Source organism: Nostoc sp. (assembly GCF_036917375.1).
GTDB lineage: Bacteria > Cyanobacteriota > Cyanobacteriia > Cyanobacteriales > Nostocaceae > Nostoc.
This window is the reverse complement of record NZ_JBALDN010000013.1, coordinates 1-2,654: the sequence shown is the minus strand read 5'-3', so window position 1 is coordinate 2,654 and position 2,654 is coordinate 1. Positions and strand designations below refer to the sequence as shown.

Below are 2,654 nucleotides of genomic sequence, written 5' to 3'. Positions count from 1 at the left end.
TAATGAAAAATCTTTGAGATGCTCCACACGCTGATTTTCATTCTTGGGACAATGCTTACTTTACAAGATTTTCAGCCTTAACTGAACCGTATTGGTTTATAACCCAATCAGCTTGGGTTGGAGGTTATTGGTTTCAAGACGCAATTTATCGCGTCTCTACATCAGGCTTTTATCGCTCATTCTGAACTGTATTGGTTTATAACCGTCCCACAAGTTCTAGTCTTTCTGGGTAAATCCTTTAACCATCTATATTTGAGGATTTTCGGAAATTACGTAGGCGTTGGTGTAGCCAATACGGTTCAGATAAGCATTTTTCACTTTCCTTATGGTCTGGGTAAGGGGTAAGGGGTAAAGGGAAAGGATGTATTCAAAACATGAGTCCCTTTCCCCTTTCCCCTTTAACCGAACCGTATTGTTGCTGTAGCCTCTTCAAGAGTTGCCCGTTTTAGACATAGCACTCCTCACACTCATGAGCAATTTTTAGCTACTCCCTGCTTTAAAAACAGTAATAATCGCTCTCACAAGATATTGCTTTGTCTAAATCAGTCATAGTAGAAGTTACAGCTAGTGGATATAGAAGCTCCTCTAATGTGTTATCACTACTGGTTTAGTTTGACATGAACTCAACCAGCAACGAAAATCAAGGTTTATAAGCATCAAATATGAACGTTTTACTTCTATACCCCCGCTTTCCAAAAAGTTTTTGGTCTTTTGAAAAAACACTGGCTTTATTAGACCGTAAAGCAATGCTACCGCCTTTAGGCTTGGTAACTGTAGCGGCGATTTTACCGCAAGAATGGAATTTCAAGCTAGTAGATCGAAATGTTCGCGTCTGTACAGAAGCAGAATGGGCTTGGGCAGATTTGGTTATTATGTCGGCGATGATTGTGCAAAAAGAAGATTTGCTTTCTCAGATAATAGAAGCAAAAGGGAGAGGTAAGCAGGTAGCTGTGGGTGGTCCCTTCCCGACAGCGCTACCGAATGAAATGACATCCGCTGGGGCTGACTATTTGATATTAGACGAAGGGGAAATCACCCTACCCTTATTTGTAGCAGCGATCGCACGGGGCGATCGCACAGGTATCTTTCGTTCTGGCGGTGAAAAACCAGATGTCACCAACACTCCAACACCTCGCTTTGACTTGCTAGAGTTTGAAGCTTATGCAGAGATGTCGGTGCAATTTTCCCGTGGATGTCCCTTTCAATGTGAATTTTGCGACATTATTGTGCTATACGGCCGCAAACCCCGCACCAAAAACCCAGAGCAACTCTTAGCAGAACTTGATTATCTCTACAAACTGGGTTGGCGGCGCAGTATTTTTATGGTAGATGACAACTTCATCGGCAATAAGCGGAACGTCAAATTATTTCTGAAGTCCCTTCTACCCTGGATGGTGGAACATAATTATCCCTTTTCCTTTGCCACAGAGGCTTCAGTTGATTTAGCCCAAGATCAAGAACTGATGGATTTAATGGTAGCGTGTAATTTTGGAGCCGTTTTTCTGGGAATTGAAACCCCCGACGAAGAAAGTCTCACTTTCACGCAGAAATACCAGAATACGCGAGACTCACTCAGCGAGGCGGTAAATAAAATTACCCGCTCCGGGCTGCGAGTCATGGCAGGGTTTATCATCGGATTTGATGGCGAAAAAGTAGGAGCCGGCGCCCGAATTGTCAAGTTTGTCGAGCAAACAGCAATCCCTACAGCCTTATTTAGTATGTTGCAAGCACTTCCAGATACAGCCCTCTGGCATAGATTAGAAAAGGAAGGAAGACTCCGCAATAAATCTGCCAACATCAATCAAACCACGTTGATGAATTTTGTCCCAACTCGACCGTTAGAAGATATCGCTCGTGAATATGTGCAAGCCTTCTGTGATTTGTATGAGCCAGAGCGGTTTTTGGAGCGTACATACAAACACTTCCGGCTTTTGGGCGAAGCAACCTATCCCAAAAAGGGCAAAGCTGCCAAGAAACCATTGAACTGGAAAGTACTCCGAGCGTTTCTGATCATTTGTTGGCGTCAGGGTGTACGTCGTCAGACACGCTGGCAATTCTGGCGCAACTTGTGGAGTATGTATCGGCATAATCCAGGTGGGGTGAGTAGCTACTTAGCTGTTTGTGCCCAAATTGAGCATTTCTTAGAATATCGCCAAATTGTTCGGGATGAAATTGAGGCGCAAGTGGCTGAATTTCTGGAAGCAGAAGCTAAAGTAAAACCGGAAGCACAAGTGATGGAAGTTTTGGGAAGCGTCAAAAAATAACTCGTACAGCAGAATTCAGGAGTCAGAATTCAGCAATGTTTTCTGTACGACTGGCGAATAGCGAGTCAGCAAGCGTCTTAATTCTGACCGGAGCAACGGAAACGTCTCCGGCTTTGCTCCTGAATTCTGAATCGGCCAATCTCGTATTTTTTGTAATTCTAATATGGAAATTTTAGAAATTTATTGATGATGTCCTCACTAGCATCGTACTGGCGTAATACACTGAAAGTAAGAAGTCGGATCGTTGACTGTGGAATTATCAACACTACAAGGAAAACCAGCAAGTATTCTCGGTTGGGAGCAATGCGATTTTGTGAGGTTTGGTCAAAAACAAGCGATCGCTAAAAATTACATTTAGGTACAAGGTGATTTTATTTGCAAATAAAATAC

1 protein-coding gene is annotated in these 2,654 nt (G+C 43.1%); it reads left to right on the top strand.

Going from position 1 to position 2,654, the window contains the following annotated elements:
* Positions 1–662: 662 nt before the first annotated feature.
* Positions 663–2,264, top strand: coding sequence for a B12-binding domain-containing radical SAM protein (locus V7K45_RS03040; protein ID WP_335000246.1), 1,602 nt, complete (start codon positions 663–665; stop codon positions 2,262–2,264).
* The last annotated feature ends 390 nt before the right edge of the window (positions 2,265–2,654 follow it).

Bases quoted from the DNA above. Each gene is read 5' to 3' on its own strand.
- V7K45_RS03040 (WP_335000246.1), top strand. From the start codon at position 663: ATGAACGTTTTACTTCTATACCCCCGCTTTCCAAAAAGTTTTTGGTCT.